Origin of the sequence: Marinagarivorans algicola, from assembly GCF_001292705.1 — a bacterium.
Taxonomy (GTDB): Bacteria; Pseudomonadota; Gammaproteobacteria; order Pseudomonadales; family Cellvibrionaceae; genus Marinagarivorans; species Marinagarivorans algicola.
Map to the genome: position 1 here is coordinate 212,750 of NZ_LGAK01000001.1, position 22,276 is coordinate 235,025.

A 22,276-nucleotide genomic window follows, 5' to 3' on the forward strand; every position below is an offset into this window, starting at 1 on the left:
TTCTTTGATTAAGCTTTTTTGCTAGTCGCTTTTTTGTTAATGCTTTTTTTATACATATTTTTTTATTAATGATTTAACCCCCCTATGAAATTTATTGATACGAGTATTCCCGATGTCAAAATACTTGAGCCCACGGTATTTGGCGATGAGCGGGGTTTTTTTATGGAAACCTTCAGGGCCGATGAGTTTATTGCGGCGATAGGCGTAAATAGCTGCGGCGTTGCCGCCAAACCCTTTGTACAAGATAACCACAGTAAGTCGGCGCAGGGTATATTGCGCGGTTTGCACTACCAGCAAACCCAAACCCAAGGCAAATTAGTGCGTGTGGTAAGCGGTGCAGTGTTTGATGTGGCGGTTGATATGCGCCAACAATCGCCTACGTTTGGGCAGTGGGTGGGCGTTGAGCTATCGGCCGCTAACAAGCGCCAGTTATGGGTACCCGAAGGGTTTGCCCATGGCTTTTATGTGACTAGCGAAAGTGCAGAATTTATTTATAAATGCACCGATTTATACCATCCCCAGTCAGAGGCCTCGGTTAAGTGGGATGACCCTGCGCTAGGTATACAATGGCCTTTGGTTAACGGTGAGGCGCCTGCGTTATCGGCCAAAGACGCCAGCGGCTTAAGCTTTGCCGATGCCCCTAAATTTTAAGCCTGCGATGAGCCATATCGGCTGATGAATGTGTGCTTTGAATATCGCTCAGATAGAGCAGGGGTGTTGATGACACCTTGATTACATGTTAATTAGAGTCAATCAATGAATATTTTAATTGTGGGTAAAACCGGTCAGTTGGCCAACGAGCTATTAGCCTGCGCGCCAGCTAATACAACGGTAACCTGTGTGGGCCGACCCGAGCTGGATATTACCGATGCCGGCGCCGTATTAGCATTCATGCAGCGCATTAAGCCTGCGGTGGTGATTAATGCCTCGGCGTATACAGCGGTCGACCAAGCCGAAGCCGAGCAAGCCCAAGCCTTTGCCGTTAATGCGCAAGGCGTTAAACATCTTGCCGAGGCGGCAAAATACGTGAACGCACGGTTATTGCATGTATCGACGGATTTTGTTTTTGGCAATACCAGCGCCGTTACCATTAATGGTATTGCACCGCTACTGCCTAGCGCGCCGGCCAACCCTGTCAGTGTGTACGGCGCCTCTAAATTAGCGGGCGAGCAGCATATACAAACAATTTTGCCACACGCGAGCGTTATTGTACGCACTGCGTGGGTATACTCGGTTCACGGTAATAATTTTGTTAAAACCATGCTCAATTTAATGGCCACCAAGCCGAGTCTGGGTATTATTGCCGACCAAATAGGCACACCCACATGGGCGAAAGGGTTGGCGCAGTGGTTGTGGGCAGTAGCGGCTAAGCCCCAAGTACAAGGCATACACCACTGGAGCGATGCCGGCGTGGCCAGCTGGTACGACTTTGCCGTGGCTATTCAACACTTAGCGCTGCAAAAGGGTCTTTTAACACAGGCAATACCCATTAACCCCCTACCCACATCGGGCTACCCGACCCCCGCCAAGCGGCCAGGTTACTCGGTACTCGATAAAACCAGTGCCGAGCAAGCGACCGGTCTGCACGCTAAGCATTGGCAGCAACAGTTAAGTACGATGCTCGATGAGCTACATGCACTGAATTTTTGAATATTAAACATTAAACATTAAAACTTGCAACGTGAGCGTTTGGCTTTCACTGACCGGCTGCGTTTAGCCAGCTAAAACATTCGGCTAACTGGCCGCATCATTGACATTATTTTGAAGATAATACTTTTATGAAAACATTATTAGTTACCGGCGGCGCCGGTTTTATTGGCGCTAACTTCGTCCATTATTGGTTAGCGCAGTACCCGCAAGATAAAGTCATTGTGATTGATGCCTTAACTTATGCCGGTAATATGGCCAACCTAGCGACGGTCAATAGCAACCCTAACTTTACTTTTGTGCAAGGCGATATTTGTAATACCGCCTTAGTCGAGCAATTATTGCGCGCGCATAGCGTCGATACTTTAGTGCACTTTGCGGCCGAGTCGCATGTTGACCGCTCGATTACCGGGCCAGATGCTTTTATTGAAACCAATATTTTAGGCACCTACAGTTTATTAAAGGCCGCTAAAATAGTGTGGTTAGATAATAAAGACACCGGTGTTAGCAATCATCGTTTTCACCATGTTTCTACTGATGAGGTGTACGGCACCTTAAGTGCGACCGACCCCGCCTTTACCGAAGAAACAGCCTACGCACCTAACTCGCCGTATTCTGCCAGTAAAGCGGCCTCCGACCATTTGGTGCGCGCCTACCATCATACCTATGGCTTGAATGTGACCACCAGTAATTGCTCAAATAATTACGGGCCTTACCACTTCCCCGAAAAACTCATTCCCCTAGTGATTACCCATATTTTACACAACGAGGCGCTGCCGATTTATGGCGATGGTCAGCAAATTCGTGATTGGCTATATGTAACCGATCATGCCTATGGTATTGATTTGGTGCTGAATAAAGGCCGGGTAGGGGAAAATTATAATATTGGCGGCAATAACGAATGGGCCAATATCGATATTGTCAAAACCATTTGCACGTTAATGGACCAGCAGTTTGCCAGCAATAGCGCACTAGCGGCGCAGTTCCCTAAAGCGGCCGCCGCGCAAAAAGGCGACAGCGCGTCATTAATCACCTATGTCAAAGACCGCCCAGGTCACGACCGCCGCTACGCCATTGATGCGACCAAAACCAATAACGAGTTAGGCTACCAACCCAAAGAGTCTTTTGAAACAGGCATCACTAAAACCGTAGCATGGTACTTAAATAACGAGGCGTGGTGGCGTGCCGTGATGGATGGCAGCTATAAAGATTGGCTACAAAAACAATATGACGCACCGGCATCTTAAGTCTTACCCTAGCAGGTGTTATGGCATAGACTTAAAGTCAGGTAACTATTCAGGGGTATCGAAATTAGGCGCTCATGAATCATTGATTGGGCCGCTCAAGCCATCCATGGTCGCTATACAAGTGCTCTGGGCAGTTTGCTCCTGCACTGTCTAACCCTTGCTTTCCCTGCAAGGCCCGGCGCTTAAATACCCAGAAAATAATCCATCAGCACCTTATCAGGTGAGGTTTGTCAGCTGAACTGAATAGTTACAAAGTAAGTTGCATCGTTTTAAAATCAGCTTAAAAATCCGTTTTAACGACTACAAGTTTAACTACTTTAGGCTTAACTACTCCAGGCGCATTAGCGCCTATTTTTTTGCCTGTTATTTTGTCACTATTGAGCCAAACAAAAAACTTATTTATTTTTACAAAAAAACAGTAAAGCAACGGCAATCAGCGCACATAGGGTATTGGCTAAGTATAAGTGCTGATAGCCAACCCAGGCTGCCATAAGGCCAATTAACAAGCTTCCTAAAATATTACCCAGGTTAATGGCATTGCTAAATAGCGATGATGCGGTGCCGGTTAAGTGTGGCATTTGATCTTGGAACCATGTCATGCCCAAACCTGCCACAAAGCCAATAAATACTGCGTTAAATATTTGTAAGGCAATAAGTTGCCATAAACTATTGGCCAGCCACACCCCTAAATACAAGCTAGCGGCAGCGGCGGCGCCTATGCGCACCAATGGCAATACCGGTAAGCGTGCGGCCAGCCAGCCACCTAGCAGCATAATGGGTATTTCGAGTGCAGCGGCTGCGCCTAAAATGTAGCCTGTATTATAAATGGGTATGTGTAAATGCTGCTCTAGCAGTTGCGGCAGGGCAATAATGTAGCTGTGATTCACACCAAATAAAATGGCGCATGCAACAAAGCCTAACTTTAAATTAAATGGAATACGACCTGAATGGTTATCGTCGCTCACCGGTGGTGCGCCAACGTTAGGTGCCTGTACTTTAGATGGTTTGACCTTAGCCCGCTGTACTTTGGGTAATAAAAACCATGCCATAATACCAACACCCAAGTAGGCGATACTCAAGCTAAGATAGTGGTTTATGCTGCCGAGTGTATGCTGAAAATAAAACCCTATAGGCGGGCCGGCTACCCAAGCAAGGGCAAAGCTGGCGCGCAGTATGGCATTAAATAAAGGGACTTGTTGCGCCGCAAAATGCTGGTCGGCATATTCGCGTCCTTGCGCCATAATTTGCGGTAACGTCATGGCGCTAAAGCTATAAATAAAAACCCCGCATGCCAAGGCCTGCCAATAATGAGCACTCAGCGCAAAGCCCGCACACGCCAGTGCGCCGGCGACCATACCGGCAAAAATTAGCCATAAGCGGCTCATGCCTTTATCTGACAGTACGCCTACAATTTGTGACACCGTCATAGCACTGGCAGCCAGCGAAACAAAAAACACCCCTAAATAAAAAGGCGTTATCTGGTAGCGCTCAACGATATAGACACTCAGTGTGGGCAGGGTTTGTGCATAGAGCGAGCCAATCAAAAAAGACATTAAATAAGTGAGTAGTGCGGCAGGTTGAAGCAGGGGTAAGTAGTGTTTCACAGGATGTGCAGGCTCGGTAAGTCGGGGCAGTGGGAAGTGAGTCATTAGATAGTAATGCTATTAAGTAACACGTTTTTTATTTAATAACATTACTATCCAAAAATGTCAGAAGAATTCATATTGTAGTGACAGATACTCCCTAAAGCTAGCGATCGATAACGCCACAGTGTCACTGTTTAAGGGAGGGGCTAATCAGCACGGTGAAACAACACAGTAGAGGTAAGCGATGACAACAAAAATATGTACCAAACCCTTTGAGTGGTTAGAGGTGTTTAATCAGCCCGAAGGAGAGCTGTATTTATGTTGCTCTGGTTGGTTGCCGAAGTCGATAGGAAATATTCACAACCATGATGCTAAAACATTATGGCACAGTGCTGTAGCTTCAGATATTAGACAGTCAGTGATTGATGGCTCTTTTCGCTATTGCAGTGCAGAATTTTGCCCGTATTTAGCCGAGCCTAATGCACCCGAAAGCCCTATTAAATATGTGGATGACATACAGCTGGCCGAATACCAGTTGGCAGTAAACCAGCCAGAGCTTTTTATGTCGGCGCCGAAAACCATGAATTGCGCTTACGATCGCTCGTGCAATTTAGCCTGCCCCTCGTGTCGCGATGAGGTGATGCAGGCCTCTTCACACGAGCGTCAAGCGTACGATGCCCTCATTGGTCGTGTGCTGGATGTCTTTGCCGATGATTTAGGCACTTTGTATGTCACGGGCTCTGGTGACCCTTTTGCTTCGCGCCATTACTGGCAGCTGCTCACTTCAGATATCGTATCGCGCTACCCAAAACTGAGCTACCGTTTGCACACCAATGCAATTTTGTTTACTGAGAGACGCTGGCAAAAAATTGCCTCGTTGCACCCTAAAATTGAGTTAATCGAGGTCTCGATTGATGGCGGGACAGCCAGCTCATACGAGCAAAATCGCTACCCTGCAAAATGGGCGGTCTTACTCGAGCGCATGGCTTTTGTGGCCCGTATTCGTAGGCAACTGCCGCATATAGTGCTAAAAATAAATTGTGTTGTGCAGGCGAATAATTGGCGCGATATGAAGGCGTTAGTGGCATTGGCAAAGAGTTGGGGGGTCGATATTTTAAAGTTTTCTAAAATTAATAATTGGGGCACTTATTCTCCGGCCGAGTACCAGCGTGTGTGCGTACATCAAACTGATCATCCCGATAATGCGGCTTTTATGGCGATGCTTGGCGATCCTGTTTTTAGTCAGCCCATGATTATGCTAGATGATTTTACTACCAACGCACAGCCGCAATTAATTGCCACAGATTGCGTGTAACGGCGACCGGTGATGCACAATAGTACAAAATGCTAACGCACAGCCCAGCGAACAAGTTTGCTTGGATAGGGTGCTAACGGTTTGGCAGGCCCAGCTTATAATTCATGAGCGCCTACTTGCGCTGTATCTGAAACAGTTGCGTTTATGTTGTGATAGTTTTGCTCACGGTTGCAAGGGGGGCGAGTGCGCGCATGAGTTTGTGTACTTTAAATAAAGACTCTTGGTATTCTTCTTGTGCCACCGAGTCGAGCACCACACCGCCACCACCCCAGCAATGTAACTGGTTATTATTCGCTTGTAAGGTGCGTATGGTAATGCTGCTGTCGGCATTACCATTATTGCTAAAATAAGCAATGCTACCACAGTAAATACCGCGGCTGTGTTTTTCTAGCTCGGCAATAATGTGCATGGCGCGCTTTTTGGGTGCCCCAGTAATCGATCCCCCCGGAAAGCACTGGGCAAATAATGCAATGGCATCGGTATCCTCTTTAAGTGTGCCGACAACAGTGCTGATAAGATGGTGCACATTGGCAAAGCTGTGTAGCTCGCACAGGCTGGGTACTTTGACGCTAAATGGCTGGCAACCTTGACTTAAATCATTGCGTAACAAATCAACAATCATAATGTTTTCGGCACGATTTTTATCGCTGTTTTGCAGTGCCTTGGCGAGTTGCTCATCGTGGGCGGGAGTGGCACCGCGTGGTGCGCTGCCTTTAATGGGTTGGGTCAGTACTTGCCTATCGTTAATCTGTAAAAACCGCTCGGGCGACAGGCTGAGTATGGGGTTGCTTACATGCTTTAAATACGCCGAAAAAGGGCTTGGCGTGGCTTGGCGCAATGTGAGATAGGCCGTATCTAGGCTGCCATTATAGCGCGCGCTAAAGCGTTGGCTAAAGTTTACTTGGTAGCAGTCACCCGCCAAAATATAATCGTGTATGCGCGCTAAGGCCTTTAAATACTCTTGCTCTGTTGTGGCGGCGATAAAGGGCTCACACTTAAAGGGCTCACGCGCTGCTTGGGCTTGTAAGGTCGTGACAGGTGCGATGGGTACTAAAGGCAGTGTGTGCAGTAAAGGCATGACTTGGTGAGCCACTTGGCTATCGGGTAAAAAAAACACTTGGCATTGCTGCTTTTTATGATCCACGATTAAAGCCCAGTCATAAGCGGCAAGTTGCGCGTGAGGGGTGTCGCTTGAGTACACTTGCTGGGCAAGTTGAAAGTGCTCATCTTGCCAGTGATAGCCTAAATAACCCAATACGCCGCCGGTAAACGGTAAGTCGCGTGGCGCAGCGGCGTTGTTGGCGCTGTATTTTGCAAGCCATGCCTTTAAAGTACTGGTATGCGAGTCGGTGCAGCTAAAGTGATGGGTGTGATCAATCATTGCGTGGCTAATGGCGCAGGCGGTAAAAATATCGTACCGGCCTTGTGTACTTGCTGGCCGGCCGCTATCTAGCCAACTAAAGTCGGGTAAATGCTTAAGCTGGTTGAAATAAACTTCTGGGTTATTATGGTAAGGTAATGCGGTACTGCAGGTCATGTTCGAGGGCGGCTTATTCGTTATAGGGCAAGTTGGGGGGTGTTGAGCGCTAGGCCGAGCCATAGCAAATTATCCAGCAATAGATTTTACCCTAGTTACGTACCCACACCGTGATTATATGAAAATAAACTGTAGAGATGTTTGAGAGACAGTGATGCCTTTTTATGCTTTAGCAAAAACCAACGAATTAGAAGACGGGTTTAAGCGGACCGTCAAACTACCCCATATTAATGTCTTCATTTTTGTGCACCAAGGCGAAGTGCATGTCATTGAAGACCGCTGCCCTCATATGGATGTACCCTTAGCGACAGGCACCTTAGAGCCCAATAGCATTCGCTGCCGTGCGCACGGCATTGGGTTTGATTTAACAACAGGAAAAGCTGATGGCATATGGCACGATACTTTAACGTGCTTGAGGCGCTTTGAGGTCGTTTACCGCGATTACGCAGTGGGTATTGCGCTAGACGATGATTTTTTGCATGAGTCCCCGCTTTAAAGAGGCCGGTGGTCAGACTGACATAACGATTGATACCGCCACCCATATTATCACCCACACGAGCCTGCCGACATGAGCCGTCTATTAAAAGACTTAAAACGCCTTACTCCAGATGGAGTACTTTGCCATTTTGCCCGGAGCCTACGTGTAGGCAGCTTGCTGCTAACGTGTTTTGTTGTCGTTGCCTGCCAGTCGTTCGAATCAGTCGAGCCAACCAAACACACCGAATCAGGTGTCGCTATGAGCCCGAGCCGCTTTGAGCTGTTGCCGCACTGGCCGCAAGAGCGCCATTTGCATGCCTTTCGGGCATTGATGCACTCGTGCCCTAAAATACTCAAGCAAAGCGCGCAGCGGCCATTACTGTTGGCAGCTCCAATGCATGTGTTTGGCGACTTGCAAAAAGTCTGTCAGGCTAAAGTGAGTGTCACAACTGATGCGCAGGCAAAAACTTTTTTTGAAACATATTTTAAGGTCTATGCCGTGACCAATAACGGTTCAAATAAGGCTTTTTTTACGGGTTATTATGAACCTCAAATATTAGCGACTCGGCAAAAGCAGGCGGGTTTTACGGTGCCATTAAGAGCGCCGCCGAGTGATATTGTTACGGTTGATTTAGGGGCTTTTGATACGGCATTGGCCGGTAAAAAGCTGTATGGCCGCTTGGATGCTAATCAACTTAAACCTTACTGGACAAGGGCCGACATTAACAGCGGTGCGCTTGGGGCACAACACGATAAGCCCATCGCTTGGGTGGCTAATGATGTTGATAAATTCTTTTTACAGGTTCAAGGTTCTGGGCTATTAGTCTTACCCGATGGGCAAACACTGCGCGTAGGGTTTGCAGGGCGTAATGGCCACCCTTATACCGCGATTGGTAAGCCGTTGATTGAACGCGGCGAACTAGAGCGCGAAACGATTTCGATGCAAGCCATTCGTGCGTGGCTATTAGCCCATCCCAGCGAGGCCATGCAGGTAATGAATCTAAATGCCTCTTATATCTTTTTTAGCGAAAATACTGCACAAGCCACTGTGGGGGCACAAGGTGTGCCGCTAACGCCCGAGCATTCAATAGCCATTGATCCTCAGTATTGGGGTTATGGTTTGCCTTTGTATATAACAGCCGATGTACCACAAGCTCAGGCGTCAAACACTGGCGCGCGCGCAGATCATACAGCAGCATTGGCCCGTTTGGTCATTGCCCAAGATACTGGTAGCGCCATAAAAGGTGCGTTGCGGGGCGATTTTTTTTGGGGCAGTGGCAGCGATGCGGCAATAAAAGCGGGCCAAATGAAAGCAAACGGTATTTTGTGGGTTTTATTACCCAAACAATCATAATCAGTATTGAGGTACGCTAGGCCATCAATTCGCACAGCCAATAAATAGTACTGGCCGTGCGAATTGATGCGTGACAAATTAATTGAGCAGCGGTTGCAGCCATTTTTGGGCTGTTTTAAGATCCCAGCCTTTACGTGTTGCCACGGTATTGAGCTGATCGCGATCTATTTTGCCGATTCCAAAATACTTGGCTTCTGGGTGAGAAAAGTACCAACCGCTTACCGCCGCCGCAGGGAACATCGCAAAGTGCTCAGTCAGGCTAACGCCTGTTTCGGCGGTGGCGTTTAATAGCTCAAATAATTGCGTTTTTTCGGTGTGATCGGGGCAAGCTGGGTAGCCGGGTGCTGGGCGAATACCCGTATACTGCTCTTTAATTAAGCTGTCATTAGGTAGCGCTTCATCACTGGCATAGCCCCAAAATTCTTTGCGCACTCGCTCATGTAAACGCTCGGCAAAGGCTTCGGCTAAGCGGTCGGCCAAGGCTTTAACCATAATGGCGCTGTAGTCATCGCCTTTTGCTTCATAGGCTTTGGCAAGTTCTTCGGCGCCCATGCCTGCAGTGACCACAAAGCCCCCAATATAGTCTTGTAAGCCGGTGTCCTTGGGCGCAATGAAATCGGCCAATGAGTACAATGTATCGGTTTGTGCGTTTTTGTCTTGTTGTTGGCGCAGGTGATATAAGCGCGATATTTCGGTGCCCGCCTCGTCACTGACGGTCAGTACATCGTGATCGACACTATTGGCAGGCCAAAACCCTAGCACACCGTTGGCTTGCAATTGTTTTTGTTCGACCAGTTGCTTGAGTATGGTTTGTGCGTCTTCAAATAAATGTGTAGCTGCTTCACCGACAACATTATCGGTTAATATGCGGGGGTATTTACCGGCTAAATCCCAGCTGATAAAAAAGGGTGTCCAGTCAATATAAGGCACGAGCTCTTCTAAGGGATAGTTTAGTAGCGTTTTGGTGCCAATAAAAGAAGGCTTAGGCGGTATGTAATCTTGCCACTGTGGTTGAAAGCGGCGTGCACATGCATCTGCATACGGAATCATGGGGCGTGCGCGACGGTTGGCTGTGCGCTCGCGTATTTTGATATATTCGTCTTTAATGTCTTGAATAAACTGCGGGCGCTGCTCGTCAGATAGCAGGGCGGTTGCCACCCCCACAGCACGTGAAGCGTCGGCGACATAAACGGCTTGGTTAATATTAAAGCTTGGGTCTATTTTAACGGCGGTATGGGCTTTGGAGGTGGTAGCACCGCCAATCATTAGGGGTAAATTAATGCCCCGAGCTTCCATTTCTTGGCCCACATAGACCATTTCATCGAGCGAGGGTGTAATTAAGCCCGATAAGCCAATAATATCGCAGCCTTCTTGAATGGCGGTATCGAGTATTTTCTCGCAAGGCACCATGACACCCAAGTCTACAATTTCGTAGTTATTACACTGTAAAACTACACCCACAATATTTTTGCCAATATCGTGCACATCACCTTTAACCGTGGCCATTAAGATTTTCCCGTTGGCTTTGGTTTCTTCGCTTTTTTCGGCTTCAATAAAAGGGTTAAGGTAGGCTACGGCTTGTTTCATTACTCGTGCTGATTTAACCACTTGAGGCAAAAACATTTTTCCTTCGCCAAATAAATCACCCACGACATTCATGCCATCCATGAGCGGCCCTTCGATCACATCAAGTGGGCGGGCGCATTCTTGGCGAGCCAACTCAGTGTCTTCAATAATAAAGGCAGTAATACCTTTAACCAGTGCGTATTCGAGGCGCTTTTTGACAGGCTTTTCACGCCAAGCAAGGTCTTCTTTTTTGCTTTGTGCCTTGCCGTCGCCGCGGTATTTTTCTGCAATATCGAGCATGTTTTCGGTAGCGGCATCGGTGCGGTTATTAACAACGTCTTCGACAGCATCGCGCAGCTCGGTGGGTAGGTCATCATAAATGGCCAGTTGGCCGGCATTCACAATCCCCATATTCATGCCGGCTTTAATGGCATGGTATAAAAAGACAGAGTGAATCGCTTCGCGCACTGGGTTATTACCGCGAAATGAGAAGGACACATTACTCACCCCACCCGAAATACCGGCATAAGGCAGGTTAGCGCGTATCCACCTCGAAGCTTCAATAAAATCGACTGCGTAGTTATTGTGCTCTTCAATACCCGTTGCAACAGCAAAAATATTAGGGTCAAAAATAATATCTTCAGCAGGAAAGCCACTGCCGACTAATAGATCGTAACTGCGCTGACAAATTTCGATTTTGCGCGCGGCGGTATCGGCTTGCCCTTCTTCATCAAAGGCCATCACAATAATAGCGGCACCGTAGCGCCGGCATAATTTGGCCTTGGCTAAAAACTCAGCTTCGCCTTCTTTCATGCTGATGGAGTTTACAATGGGTTTGCCTTGAATACACTTAAGACCCGCTTCGATGACATCCCATTTTGACGAGTCAACCATAATGGGTACGCGTGAAATATCGGGTTCGCCAGCAATTAAATTTAAAAAGCGCTCAATGGCGGCTTGCGCATCGAGCATGCCCTCATCCATATTAATATCAATAATTTGCGCGCCGTCTTCAACTTGTGCAAGGGCAACTTCGAGTGCGGTGGTGTAATCTTCGTCGATAATAAGGCGTTTAAAGCGTGCAGAGCCTGTGACATTACAGCGCTCGCCTACGTTTACAAAGAGCGAATCCTGCGTGATATTAAAAGGCTCGAGCCCGGACAAGCGGCAGGCCGGTTCTATATCGGGAATTTTGCGCGGGGGTATAGATGCCACGGCGTTGGCGATGGCAGCAATGTGAGCGGGTGAGCTACCGCAGCAGCCACCAATAATGTTAATAAAACCGCTGTGGGCAAATTCGGCCACAATGCCAGCCATTTCGTTGGGACTTTGATCGTATTCGCCAAATTCGTTGGGCAAGCCGGCATTGGGGTGTGCTGACACTAAGCAGTTGGCCACGCGCGATAATTCTTGTATGTAAGGGCGCAATTCTGCCGCACCGAGCGCGCAGTTAAGGCCAATAGACAGAGGGTTGGCATGTGCTAAGGCGTTGTAAAAGGCCTCAGTGGTTTGGCCGGATAGCGTGCGGCCCGAGGCATCGGTAATAGTGCCCGAAATCATGATAGGTACTTCAAAACCGAGTTCATCAAATACGCTCTGTACCGCAAAAATGGCCGCTTTGGCATTGAGCGTATCAAAAATAGTCTCGATAAGAATAATATCGGCACCACCTTCAATTAGGCCTTTAGTGGCTTCGGTGTAATTGGTCACCAGTATGTCAAAGGTCACATTGCGTGCACCAGGATCGTTAACATCGGGCGAGATAGAGCAGGTGCGGCTCGTGGGGCCTAGTACACCGGCGACAAAGCGTGGCTTTGCAGGGTTTTGTGCTGTTAGTTCGTCGGCCACTTCGCGAGCAATACGCGCGCTTTGCACGTTAAGCTCATAGGCGATAGCCTCCATATCATAATCGGCTTGCGATACTTGGGTGGAGTTAAAGGTATTGGTTTCGACAATATCAACACCCACATCAAAATAAGCGCGGTGAATATCTTTGATAATTTGGGGCTGGGTGATACTGAGTAGATCATTGTTGCCTGCTATATCTTGATGATAGTGAGCAAAGCGTTCACCGCGGTAGTCGGCCTCTTGCAGCTTGTAGCCTTGAATCATTGTACCCATGGCACCGTCGAGAATCAGAATGCGGTCTTTGAGTGCTTGTTGCAAAAGGGCTGAGCGGGCAGAGTGTGCAGACATGGAGTACCTATAGTTAAGTGCGAGTGGCTAATGGTCTAGTCGCTAATAGTTTGCGGATTAATAATGGAGTTGGTCATAGTTTAGCGGCTAATATTTGAGCAGTAACTCAGCGTTAGCAATATCAAACCCAGCTGTTAATTAGGCTGGGCGAGCGGCGTGTGTATGCGCTCAATCACTGCGGTAGCGAATGAACTTAGTTAGTCTGAGTTCAGTCAAAACCTGATGCGTATACTCAAGCCGAAAAACCTATATTGAAAAATATTGATATAGGTTTGTTGTTTGCTCGATTGTATCAGGTTTGATCGCCGACCGCTCTGGAACTTTATGCCTGTCAACAATTTTAATGTGACTGCGGCTGTGCTGATGTTCTCATCGGCGTATTGAGCGATGTACTGGCAGCGATATTTATTGCGCTGGAGCAATACTTTTTAGGGTAAAATTTTGTCACTGTTCAGAGGCGCCGGAATTGGGCACTCCTGATTGATTGGCTGGGAGGCTCAAGCCATTGGCGACTTTGTGCACCTCGATCGTAAAGTCGCCCTTCATCATCTAAGCGGAGCGGGCGCTATATTAGTGCTCTCGGTGATGAACTACCCAGAAAATAATCCGTCAGTACCCTGTTATATCGAGGGTTGTCAGTATGGCTGAGTGACAAAATCTTTAGGCAAAAAAAAGGCGCCGTGTCTACTTCGGCGCCAAAAACTTCTACGATAAAAACGGGCGTTTACTCATAACTACCGAGCTATCGCTATGTTAGCTAACCCGCTGTGGCCGTCTTCTTAAAATGTGATCGTCATCTTAGAGTGTGCCGGCTTAGAGTGTGCCGGTCATCGTAGTTGCGTCATCTACCATGGGGTTATCGGCTAGTAACGCTGTGCCGCTGGCATTAACCGTGATATTGGCGTTATTTTGGTCGACCATTTTCATGGCGTTTTTAATCTCAATATCAGCAACAACATTAGCGCCTAAGTCTCGCGCGATTTTGCGCAGTTGCCCTAGGGTATCTTTTTTGCCCTGTTTGAGTGCTGCCTGAATTTTTGGGCTTTTGACTCCTGCAAATTTGCCCTTGATAAACAAATCAGCGGTTAACTCAATATTCAAAATACAGGTGGCAGAGACCTCTTCAAATAATTTGAGTGCATGAAGCTCGTAAGAGGGGCTTGCTGTTAACGTAATATCGGCACCGACCTTTTTGGGCTGGGTTTTAGCCGGTTTGGGCTGAGTAATATCAGCAATGGGTGCTTTAGCCTTTGGCGCGTGAGATTTTGGCGTGCCAGTCATTGTACTGGCAGTCACGGGACTTGCAGTGGCTAAATTGGCCGTGGCTAAGTGACTCGCCAATGATGGGTTGGGTCGAGCTTTAGGCGCTGTATTGGCTTTAGTGCTTGTTGAGGGTGCGGCTGTTGGTATTGATGCCGTTGTTGATGTTGTTATTGGTCTTGTTGTTAATGTTGATGTTGTTGATATAGCGACAACAGGCTTGTGACTTGCCGATTGAGGTTTAACAGGTTCGGCCGGTGCTTCTTCAGGCTTTAACGGCTCAGTATGTGTTTGCTTGGCGGGTATCGGTGTAGGTTGAGTCGCAACGCTGGATTGTGCTGTTACCGCTACAGCCTCAGCAGCAACAGTGCGTGGCTGCATAGGTTGGGGTGCCATAGCGCTCTGTTGTGCCAAGCTTTTGGGTGTTTTTTTGTTACTGGGGTGCTCAAAGTGGCAATGTGGGCAAATATGAGGGGCGCGGTAAAGCCCGCCGTTCATGTTTTTGTGACATTTTTTGCAGGATTTCGATAGTGATCGCATAATTATAATTCTGTTGTCCGGTACAAAAAGTATGCAAATGTTAGGTTATTTTGACTATATCCTCAAGAATTGAAACGAGTAGTTGATTAAAATGTACTAATTATTTAGTTATAAGAGACGATAATGTTGCTTTTTATGCCAAGTAAAAATGCGCCTAAGTCATGACTACTGGAGGGGTTGACGCTTATGCCTGTATTGGCAGTGTCACTGCTTTTTTATTGCCTGCTTGATGCTAAAAAAAGCATAAAAAAAAGCCCTCTTTTTGATGAGAGGGCTTTTGGGGGCATTAGTCAAAGCTGTTTAGTGCAGTTAGCGCTTTTTGTGGAGGGGCGCTTGCAGTGCGACCATATCCGAGCTGAGTGCATTGGCAAGGTCGACCAAAATATACCCTGTTTCAGTCAGCATGGCATCGTCTTTGATATCAATCTGGCTATCTTTACTGCCATAGTTGGCATTACGCTCTTCTTCTTTGTTTTCTTGATCGTCCTTGTAGGCTTGAATATTGGCAAAAGGCTTTTCTTTTTTAGCGATTCTACGCTTGTTTTCGATAGCAAGTGCCTGTGCTTCCATATCGGCTTTTTCGGCTTCACGTGTCTTTTTATTGAGTGACACATGTGTGCGCTCGGCGTTTTTGCTGCTCAGCGCAAATTGCTCTTTAATAAAAATAAAGTCGGGGTTATCTTTAATCCGCGCTTCATGGTTTTTGGTTAGCGTAGGCATTATTTTGCTGAAGTCGAAATAACGCGCGTGTGCAGCAGCATGAATGGTATCCCAGGGTAAGGCGTTTTCGTAGGCTGATTCGCCGACCTCGTCGTGATTAACAATGGCCGGCATGGTAATGTCGGGTACGACACCGCGATGCTGTGTGCTTTCGCCGGAGACTCTGTAAAACTTGGACTCGGTGAGTTTTAGCTCGCCTTCAGGCATACGTGTTAGCAATTGCACAGTCCCTTTACCAAAAGACGGCGTGCCTACTACTAAGCCGCGCTGATAGTCTTGGATGGCACCGGCAAAAATTTCCGAAGCCGAGGCACTTAAGCGGTTGATGAGTACGGCCATGGGGCCGCTATACAGTGCGCTCGAATAAGCGCGATGGTCGCGTGCAACGCGGCCATCTGAGCTGCGAATTTGCACCACAGGACCTTGGTTAATGAATAAGTCCGTTAGCTGTGTGGCTTCTTGCAAAGAGCCGCCGCCGTTGCTGCGCAAGTCGAGCACAATACCGTTAACACCTTCGTTTTTCAGTTCGGTGACTAATCGAGCAACATCGCGTGTGGTACTGCGGTAATTAGGGTCTCCTGCGCGGGCGGCTTTAAAGTCAATATAAAAGGCTGGAATATCAATCACGCCTACTTTGCGCTTAACACCATTGTCGTCTATTTCTAAAATGGCCTTTTGCGCGGCTTGGTCTTCCAGTTTCACTTGGTCGCGTTTAATGGCGATAACGCGGGTAGTGTCATCTTCATCGAGTACTTCTAAGCGTACAATTGAGCCTTTTTTGCCGCGTATTTTGTCTACCACTTCGTCTAAACGCCAGCCAATAACGTCGGTAATTTCGCCTTTTTCACCTTGCCCAACACCCACAATTTTATCGGCTGGTTTCAGTTGGCCTTGTTTGTGCGCTGGGCCGCCAGCGACTAAGCGCACAATCTTAGTATGTTCGTCTTCAGATTGTAAAACAGCGCCAATACCTTCGAGCGATAAGGACATATTAATGTTGAAATTTTCGGAGGTGCGCGGTGAAAAGTAATTAGTATGGGGGTCATACAGCAGTGTTAACGAGTTAATCAGTGACTCGTAAACATCGGCACCTGTTTGTTGTGCAATGCGCTTTAATTGGTTTTGGTAGCGTTTGAGTAGTGTCTCGCGGGCTTTCTCAGGCTCTTTACCGGATAACTTTTGATTAAGAATACTTAAACGCAGGCGTTTATCCCAAAGCTCATCGGCTTCGGCAAGGGTTTTGGGCCAAGGAGATTCTTCACGATCGAGCTCAACCATCTCGTCTTTCGTAAAATCAAAGAGGTGTTTTTTGTCTTCTAAAATACGAATAACGCTTTCTAGGCGGCCTGTTAAGCGTTGGCGATATCGGTCATAAATACTAAAGCCATAGGCCAGATCACCACTTTTGAAGTCGTTATCAAACTGGTGTTTATGTTTGGTGAATTCTGCGATATCGGCGGCTAAAAAAAACATGCGAGCAGGGTCTAGGCTGCTTAAATATTTATCTAAAAAAGCCTCAGAGAGCGCATCATCAACAACGAGGTTGCGATAGTGTCTGCTGCTGAGCATTTCCACTAGTTTGCGTGTGGTCACCGATTGCATTTTGGTGGGTTCTATCGTCGGCGCTGTAGTGGGTATTGCCAGCGCTTGAATACTTAAGCCTAGAAGGCATCCGGTCACGAAAAGTTGTTTAATCAAAATTAACCCCTAAATTATGTGCGCTCATCAATGACTAGCTCATAGTCTCGCCGCTTTGAGCGTGTTGCTGAGCTATTGGCTCTTCTATGGTTCTTGTTCAAAGCTACCTTAGTTCTATTGATACTAAACCTGCTCGTACTTAGCCGGTGAATTCTTGCCAAATAGCCTATACCTATTGCAGCTCATGTCACAATGGTGACACCTTTCATCCAGTGGCATACTGTATAACGTTAAAAACATATAGCAAAGTTAAACATCAGAAAAACCTGCATTTCACGCTATTTTGCTTGTTGCGTCGCGCTGTGTCTTTGCGGCTGTTGTCATTTTATGTTTGTGTCTTATACCTTTTGATTTGCCTCTTAATAGCCGTTTGTTTGTATCTCAGTGCCTACTGTTATTGCTACTTGCTTAGTGACTACTTAGTTAGTGGCTACTCAGTTAGTGACTACTCAGTGATTGCTGTCGGTAGCAGTCATGAGTATCGGTGTTATCTTCAATGCTACCTTAGGTGCTATTTGATGTTCATAAAGCAATATCGAGCAAAGTTAAAATCGTACTAAAACTAAGGCCATACTAACGTTTAGGCGGTACTAATGTTAATACAGTACTGTGCCCGAGATCGCACTATAGCTGAAAAAAGCTCAAAAATTCACGACCACATACGCTCGCGTTAGCGCTTTGGTTGAGCGCCCTGTGACCGCTAATATAGTCATTGGTTCGAATCTCTTCATCCGCTGAGTAAAACTTGCACGTTATTATGAGCCTTGTTTATTCCATCAATCGTATTCCATACAGCCTGTGTTCAAAAGCATAGCTCTTAAAAGCACAGTCCTTAAAAGCATAGCGCTTATCAGCCGATGGATGATATGTTTGTGCTGTTTTTCCTCTGCGCTTTAGCAGTACTGTGCTTGCGTAGGTTAAATTGTACAGTGCAGGGTTGCTCGATACGTGCGCTCATTGTCAGCGTGCACAATAAGGGGTAATCCTAGTATTTATATCTTCACTTAAGGTAGGGTTCGTTATGAAAGTTCACAATATTTTACACACCATCGGCAACACACCGCATGTGCGAGTGAATCATTTGTTTGGCGATAAAGTCGAGGTATGGATGAAGGTTGAGCGCTCAAACCCTGGCGCCAGTATCAAAGACCGCATTGCTCTGGCGATGATTGAGCAAGCTGAAGCCGATGGCATATTGAAGACGGGCGTCGAAATTATTGAGGCAACATCAGGTAATACAGGTATTGGATTGGCCATGGTGGCAGCGGTTAAGGGTTATGCACTTACACTGGTTATGCCTGAGTCTATGTCGATTGAGCGTCGCCAAATCATGAAAGCTTATGGGGCAAAGTTGGTATTAACACCCAAAGAGCAAGGTATGGATGGCGCTATTGAAAAAGCAAAAGCGCTTGTTGAGCAATCGGATCATGCGTGGATGCCTCAGCAATTTGATAACCCTGCCAATGTGGCCGTTCACAAATCAACAACTGCTCAAGAAATACTCAAAGACTTCCCTGAGGGTTTGGATTATTTGATTACCGGCGTAGGGACTGGAGGTCATATTACCGGTTGTGCCGAGGTGCTCAAAACGGCTTTTCCGGCTTTGAAAGTGCTTGCTGTAGAGCCCGAAAAATCACCAGTCATTAGTGGTGGAGCAAAAGGGCCGCACAAGTTGCAGGGTATTGGTGCGGGGTTTATTCCTAGTATTTTAAATAAAGGGATACTCGATGGTACGGTGCAAGTCAGTGAAGAATCTGCCTTTGAAATGTGTACTCGAGCTGCACGCCAAGAGGGATTGTTTGTCGGTATTTCGTCAGGTGCTAGCTTGGCGGCCGTTGCGAAAACGCTCTCCGAGATACCTACAGGCGCGCGTGTTTTAATCTTTAGTTACGATACGGGTGAGCGCTATTTGTCGATGGAGGGCTTATTTGACGCTTAGCGACCGAGTATCGCTGTTGAATATAACGATGGCATATAAAAAATCGGTACCTATTTCGCCCCCCCATTTTGTGGGATTTGTCAGCTTGCCTTAGGGGGGATAAGTACCGTTATGTTATTGTTTATTGTCGATGTCATCGAAAGGCTACGCATTTAAAAAATTGGACTACACTCAGAGTAATTCGATATAAATGTGGTGGCCTTTTTTATGCTTTATCTATTTGCTGGTTTAGCGCTGCTGTTTTTAATAACAACGCTTTTTTTGGCAGTGAACCACGCTCATTTACGTAAAAGTCTCGATGTGGCGCAGGATGAACTAGCGCAAGACCAGCAACGCTTACGCGATATGCAGGCAGAGCTGAGCGCTGCCGTTAAATTGCAAGCCCCTGCCTCTTGTGAGTCTGATTTTGAACAGCTCACCCAGCAGTATAATAGCTTGAATACACAATTTGAAAACTGTAATGAACGTTGCTTACAGGCAGAAAGTGAGCTTGCTCAAGCTAAAATTGAATTGAATAACTATAGCAGTCAGCAAAGTAATAATGAGGTAGTGCTGCAAGGCTTAGTGAAAGAAATGGAGCGTTTAAAAGATTTACTATTAACCTTTGAGCGATGGAATGCTGAGCTGACGGCATTAATTGACCATAATAAAATGATGCAAGCGCAAAATGAAGGTTTTAGTACTATTGTTAAACAAACGATTATTCTAGCGCTTAATGCGAGTATTGAAGCTGCTTGCGCTGGCGAATATGGGCGAGGTTTTGCGGTGGTTGCCGATGAGGTGCGCTCGTTGGCGGTAAAGTCGGAAAATTTAAATAATGAATATAAATCACATTTATCTAAAAACGAAGTCATTACGATTTCTACTTTTCAAGATATTCAAGCCAGTAGCCAATTGATCCTCACAGCGATCAATAATTTCTCGAGTCGTTTGAATCAAATACAGCTTTAGCCTTGGTGATATCGTCAGCAATGTGGCTGAGCAAGCATAACGAAATACCATGAAGGACAATTTATGGCTTACTCTTTACGCTCTCAAGAATGTTTTAATAAAGTATTGACGCATTCTTTGCGATCGGCTGCAAGTGATATTTTAGATGCTTCTAGCTTGAGTGAATCGGCCGCGAATGATGCTGATTTATCCAAGCATGTTATGTCGCGCATCATGTTAACGATTGCAGGTATTGATTTTAGAATTACATTTTTATTGCATTATGCTGATAGTCAAGCCATACGCGGCATTATTAAGTCGACCATTAGTGAAGAGGGTGTGCCAGCTTCATCAGTCGAGCACAGTGAAGAGCTTGATGCTTATTTTTTAGAAATGGGTAATCGATTGTGCGGCGAAGCTAAGCGATTGTGTTATGAAAGTTTTGACCACTTAGGTATGTCTACGCCATGTGTTTTGTCAGAAAGAACAACGCTTGCCGATATGCATAATGATGATTTGAAATGTGAAGGTCATGTTGTTTTTCAGCAGATGGATAAAACGCTGATGGCGGGTAGTGTCTTTGTGTATAGCAAGGGTGATTTAGAGCTTGCATTGGATGAATCGCATTTTGCTGAGCAAGAAGGCACAGGTGAACTAGAATTTTTTTAGGCGAACTCTTTTGCCTATGGCTTTATGATTTGGGTATTTACACGCATGTTAACTATGAAGTGCTATAAAGCAGCGTGTGATAAAAAGAAGTGTTATAAAATTTTTTATAAAGAAGTCTTATACAACGAGAAATTGCCTATTTGGAGGGCGAAAATATGGCTGAAGTTTTAGTGGTCGATGATTCTGCAACTGTGCGTAATGAAGTTAGTGGTTTTTTGGCTTCGCAAGGCATTAATGTTGACACTGCTTGTGATGGGCAGGATGGCTTGGGTAAAATTCAAGCTGATGGTGGGTTAAAACTGGTTATTTGTGATGTGAATATGCCGCGTATGGATGGCTTGACAATGTGTGAGAAAGTGAGGGCTGCAGGTAACACCGCGCTCCCTATTATTATGTTAACCACAGAGAGCGACCCGAGCATGAAAGAGCGCGGTAAAGCGGCAGGCGTTAAAGGTTGGATTATTAAACCTTTTAATGGCCAGGCGGCATTGGGTGGTATTAAATCGTTACTGGGCAAATAATAAAAGCCTAAAGGCAAATATGTCTTTAATACGGCTACGCTAAAAGCCTTTGGTCTGCTGGCGCGTGAACGCTAGCTGCTAAGCGTGCTAATGACATGAAGTTGTACTTGTAGTCAAACTGAGTACTATGGATAAAGTGCTATCGATAAAGCACGATGGATAAAGCACTGAGTCAAAAGGGTTTAGCATGATGCGCTAAGCCCTTTCTAACCTTCTAACCTTCCAACCTTCGAGCCAAGCTGAAAAACGTGACTATATAGCACTGAATAGTTGCCGCTCCCTTTGGTTTTACATGGCCTAATGCGGTGACTGTTTGACAGCGTGGATAATATAATTAATTGCGACAGTATCAGCTTCTTTAAATTTTTGCGTCAAAGGGTTGTAGCTCAGGCCAGTAATTTTTTTGACCGATAGGCCTGTTTGTCGGCATGCATGACTGAGTTCGGCGGGGGTGATAAATTTAGTGTAGTCGTGAGTGCCGCGCGGCAATAAATTGGCAATATATTCTGCCCCCAATACAGCAATTAAATAGGCCATGGGCGTGCGGTTAAGGGTTGAAAAAAAGACGCTGCCACCGGGCTTCACGAGAGTGGCGCAGGCGTTAATCACACTTTGTGGATCGGGTACATGCTCCAGCATTTCTAAGCTGCAGACGATGTCGTAAGTATTGGCGTTATTGTGAGCATGCTCTTCGGCGGTTGTTTGATGATAATTAATCGTTAGGCCGCTTTGCTCGGCATGCATGCGGGCAACCTCTAAAGGTGCCTTGCCCATATCAATCCCGGTAACTTCTGCGCCGCGATGGGTGAGTGCTTCGCTCAATAAGCCGCCACCGCAACCCACATCGAGTGTCTTTTTGCCTGCTACGTGACTTAAGCGGTCAATAAAATTGGCGCGCACGGGATTCATTTGGTGGAGCGGTTTAAATTCACCGTTAGCGTCCCACCAGCGACTGGCGGCGCGTTCAAATTTTGCGATTTCACTCGGGTCGACATTGTGTGAGGTATCGGTCGGCTCGTGCAGTGTAGATTTGGGCATCATAAGGTCCATGGTTATCTAGTCGTATTGAGAGGG

16 protein-coding genes are annotated in these 22,276 nt (G+C 46.6%); 10 read left to right on the plus strand and 6 right to left on the minus strand.

Features of this window, described 5'->3' with window-relative positions:
• The first annotated feature begins 84 nt into the window (after positions 1-84).
• The 3 genes from rfbC (at position 85) to rfbB (ending at position 2,894) form a co-directional block, all read left to right on the plus strand.
• Complete coding sequence (gene rfbC / locus AC438_RS00910) at positions 85-651, plus strand: dTDP-4-dehydrorhamnose 3,5-epimerase (protein WP_053979388.1); 567 nt, start codon at positions 85-87, stop codon at positions 649-651.
• Positions 652-756: 105 nt separating this feature from the next.
• Positions 757-1,650 carry a dTDP-4-dehydrorhamnose reductase gene (gene rfbD / locus AC438_RS00915; protein WP_053979389.1) on the plus strand — a complete coding sequence of 298 codons (894 nt, stop codon included), beginning with the start codon at positions 757-759 and terminating at the stop codon, positions 1,648-1,650.
• A 128-nt stretch (positions 1,651-1,778) separates the two neighbouring features.
• Positions 1,779-2,894 carry a dTDP-glucose 4,6-dehydratase gene (rfbB, locus tag AC438_RS00920; RefSeq protein ID WP_053979390.1) on the plus strand — a complete coding sequence of 372 codons (1,116 nt, stop codon included), beginning with the start codon at positions 1,779-1,781 and terminating at the stop codon, positions 2,892-2,894.
• A gap of 395 nt (positions 2,895-3,289) precedes the next feature.
• Here rfbB and AC438_RS00925 read toward each other — a convergent pair whose 3' ends face one another.
• A complete protein-coding gene (locus tag AC438_RS00925) occupies positions 3,290-4,498 on the minus strand; it encodes a sugar efflux transporter (RefSeq protein WP_162230668.1) in 1,209 nt (402 codons plus the stop codon).
• Between the two features lie 226 nt (positions 4,499-4,724).
• Here AC438_RS00925 and AC438_RS00930 point away from each other — a divergent pair, with 226 nt between their 5' ends.
• On the plus strand, positions 4,725-5,795 hold the full coding sequence (locus tag AC438_RS00930) for a radical SAM/SPASM domain-containing protein (protein ID WP_053979392.1): 1,071 nt from the start codon (positions 4,725-4,727) through the stop codon (positions 5,793-5,795).
• A 142-nt stretch (positions 5,796-5,937) separates the two neighbouring features.
• Here the strand turns inward: AC438_RS00930 and pabB are convergent, their stop codons facing one another.
• Entirely contained in the window at positions 5,938-7,332 is a 1,395-nt protein-coding gene (gene pabB / locus AC438_RS00935) for an aminodeoxychorismate synthase component I (RefSeq protein ID WP_053979393.1), read from the minus strand.
• A gap of 154 nt (positions 7,333-7,486) precedes the next feature.
• Between pabB and AC438_RS00940 the strand changes: the two genes are divergently transcribed.
• Together AC438_RS00940 and mltA are read left to right on the plus strand one after the other, a co-directional pair.
• Positions 7,487-7,828 carry a Rieske (2Fe-2S) protein gene (locus AC438_RS00940; RefSeq protein WP_053979394.1) on the plus strand — a complete coding sequence of 114 codons (342 nt, stop codon included), beginning with the start codon at positions 7,487-7,489 and terminating at the stop codon, positions 7,826-7,828.
• Positions 7,829-7,900: 72 nt separating this feature from the next.
• Positions 7,901-9,163, plus strand: coding sequence for a murein transglycosylase A (gene mltA / locus AC438_RS00945; RefSeq protein WP_053979395.1), 1,263 nt, complete (start codon positions 7,901-7,903; stop codon positions 9,161-9,163).
• Between the two features lie 78 nt (positions 9,164-9,241).
• Here mltA and metH read toward each other — a convergent pair whose 3' ends face one another.
• The 3 genes from metH to AC438_RS00960 all read right to left on the minus strand — a co-directional run bounded on the left by metH (position 9,242) and on the right by AC438_RS00960 (position 17,143).
• Positions 9,242-12,925: a methionine synthase gene (metH, locus tag AC438_RS00950; protein WP_053979396.1), complete on the minus strand. Its 3,684-nt coding sequence runs from the start codon at positions 12,923-12,925 to the stop codon at positions 9,242-9,244.
• Between the two features lie 813 nt (positions 12,926-13,738).
• Positions 13,739-14,566: a heavy metal-binding domain-containing protein gene (locus AC438_RS00955; protein ID WP_162230669.1), complete on the minus strand. Its 828-nt coding sequence runs from the start codon at positions 14,564-14,566 to the stop codon at positions 13,739-13,741.
• 468 nt (positions 14,567-15,034) lie between these two features.
• On the minus strand, positions 15,035-17,143 hold the full coding sequence (locus AC438_RS00960) for a carboxy terminal-processing peptidase (RefSeq protein WP_053979398.1): 2,109 nt from the start codon (positions 17,141-17,143) through the stop codon (positions 15,035-15,037).
• Positions 17,144-18,164: 1,021 nt separating this feature from the next.
• Here AC438_RS00960 and cysK point away from each other — a divergent pair.
• The 4 genes from cysK (at position 18,165) to AC438_RS00980 (ending at position 21,202) form a co-directional block, all read left to right on the plus strand.
• Positions 18,165-19,082, plus strand: a complete 918-nt coding sequence (cysK, locus tag AC438_RS00965; protein WP_053979399.1) for a cysteine synthase A — start codon at positions 18,165-18,167, stop codon at positions 19,080-19,082.
• Between the two features lie 207 nt (positions 19,083-19,289).
• Positions 19,290-20,033, plus strand: coding sequence for a methyl-accepting chemotaxis protein (locus tag AC438_RS17295; protein WP_156312471.1), 744 nt, complete (start codon positions 19,290-19,292; stop codon positions 20,031-20,033).
• A 63-nt stretch (positions 20,034-20,096) separates the two neighbouring features.
• Entirely contained in the window at positions 20,097-20,681 is a 585-nt protein-coding gene (locus AC438_RS00975; protein ID WP_053979401.1) for a hypothetical protein, read from the plus strand.
• Between the two features lie 155 nt (positions 20,682-20,836).
• Positions 20,837-21,202 (plus strand): response regulator, encoded by a 366-nt coding sequence (locus tag AC438_RS00980; protein ID WP_053979402.1) that lies wholly within the window; start codon positions 20,837-20,839, stop codon positions 21,200-21,202.
• Positions 21,203-21,499: 297 nt separating this feature from the next.
• On the opposite strand, the gene ubiG is transcribed toward AC438_RS00980, so the two are convergent.
• Positions 21,500-22,243 carry a bifunctional 2-polyprenyl-6-hydroxyphenol methylase/3-demethylubiquinol 3-O-methyltransferase UbiG gene (ubiG, locus tag AC438_RS00985; protein WP_238376290.1) on the minus strand — a complete coding sequence of 248 codons (744 nt, stop codon included), beginning with the start codon at positions 22,241-22,243 and terminating at the stop codon, positions 21,500-21,502.
• Positions 22,244-22,276: the final 33 nt, after the last annotated feature.

Bases quoted from the DNA above. Each gene is read 5' to 3' on its own strand.
- AC438_RS17295 (WP_156312471.1), top strand. From the start codon at position 19,290: ATGCTTTATCTATTTGCTGGTTTAGCGCTGCTGTTTTTAATAACAACG.
- cysK (WP_053979399.1), top strand. From the start codon at position 18,165: ATGAAAGTTCACAATATTTTACACACCATCGGCAACACACCGCATGTG.
- mltA (WP_053979395.1), top strand. From the start codon at position 7,901: ATGAGCCGTCTATTAAAAGACTTAAAACGCCTTACTCCAGATGGAGTA.
- metH (WP_053979396.1), bottom strand. From the start codon at position 12,925: ATGTCTGCACACTCTGCCCGCTCAGCCCTTTTGCAACAAGCACTCAAA.
- AC438_RS00975 (WP_053979401.1), top strand. From the start codon at position 20,097: ATGGCTTACTCTTTACGCTCTCAAGAATGTTTTAATAAAGTATTGACG.
- rfbC (WP_053979388.1), top strand. From the start codon at position 85: ATGAAATTTATTGATACGAGTATTCCCGATGTCAAAATACTTGAGCCC.
- rfbD (WP_053979389.1), top strand. From the start codon at position 757: ATGAATATTTTAATTGTGGGTAAAACCGGTCAGTTGGCCAACGAGCTA.
- pabB (WP_053979393.1), bottom strand. From the start codon at position 7,332: ATGACCTGCAGTACCGCATTACCTTACCATAATAACCCAGAAGTTTAT.
- rfbB (WP_053979390.1), top strand. From the start codon at position 1,779: ATGAAAACATTATTAGTTACCGGCGGCGCCGGTTTTATTGGCGCTAAC.
- AC438_RS00980 (WP_053979402.1), top strand. From the start codon at position 20,837: ATGGCTGAAGTTTTAGTGGTCGATGATTCTGCAACTGTGCGTAATGAA.
- AC438_RS00940 (WP_053979394.1), top strand. From the start codon at position 7,487: ATGCCTTTTTATGCTTTAGCAAAAACCAACGAATTAGAAGACGGGTTT.
- AC438_RS00930 (WP_053979392.1), top strand. From the start codon at position 4,725: ATGACAACAAAAATATGTACCAAACCCTTTGAGTGGTTAGAGGTGTTT.
- ubiG (WP_238376290.1), bottom strand. From the start codon at position 22,243: ATGATGCCCAAATCTACACTGCACGAGCCGACCGATACCTCACACAAT.
- AC438_RS00955 (WP_162230669.1), bottom strand. From the start codon at position 14,566: ATGCAGCCACGCACTGTTGCTGCTGAGGCTGTAGCGGTAACAGCACAA.